The sequence below is a fragment of the Methylobacterium sp. WL103 genome (assembly GCF_008039885.1).
Taxonomy (GTDB): domain Bacteria; phylum Pseudomonadota; class Alphaproteobacteria; order Rhizobiales; family Beijerinckiaceae; genus Methylobacterium; species Methylobacterium cerastii.
The window spans coordinates 1-485 of the sequence record NZ_VRUX01001257.1 but is presented as its reverse complement, the minus strand read 5'-3'; the positions used below and the strand labels follow the sequence as shown (position 1 = coordinate 485).

Sequence of the window (485 nt, the reverse complement as noted above, 5' to 3'; positions counted from 1 at the left end):
GTGCTGGAGATCGGGCGGCAGGTCGGCGGCTCGTCGGCGCTGGCGCAGGGCGCCGTGGCCGAGGCCGCGCAGACGGCGGCCGTGGTGCAGGAGCTGAGCGAGGCGGCGTCCCGGATCGGCGACGTGGTGGCGATGATCTCGTCGATCGCCGGCCAGACCAACCTGCTGGCCCTGAACGCCACGATCGAGGCGGCGCGCGCGGGCGAAGCCGGCCGCGGCTTCGCGGTGGTGGCCACGGAGGTGAAGGAACTCGCCGCGCAGACGGCGCGGGCCACCGACGAGATCGGCGGCCAGATCGGGCGGATGCAGGCCTCGACCCGTCAGGCGGTCGCGGCGATCGACGCCATCGCCGGCCGGATCCGCGAGATCTCCGGGGTTTCGGCCTCGATCGCTGCGGCGGTGGAGGAGCAGGGCGCGGCGACGCAGGAGATCGTGCGCAACGTCAGCGAGGCGGCGTCCGGGACGGGGGCGGTGACGGCGAACGT

General features: G+C 75.1%; 1 protein-coding gene. It reads left to right on the top strand.

Annotated elements, in window-relative coordinates; genetic code table 11:
* On the top strand, positions 1-485 hold a 485-nt coding region (locus FV222_RS28900; RefSeq protein WP_246685729.1), incomplete at both ends, for a methyl-accepting chemotaxis protein.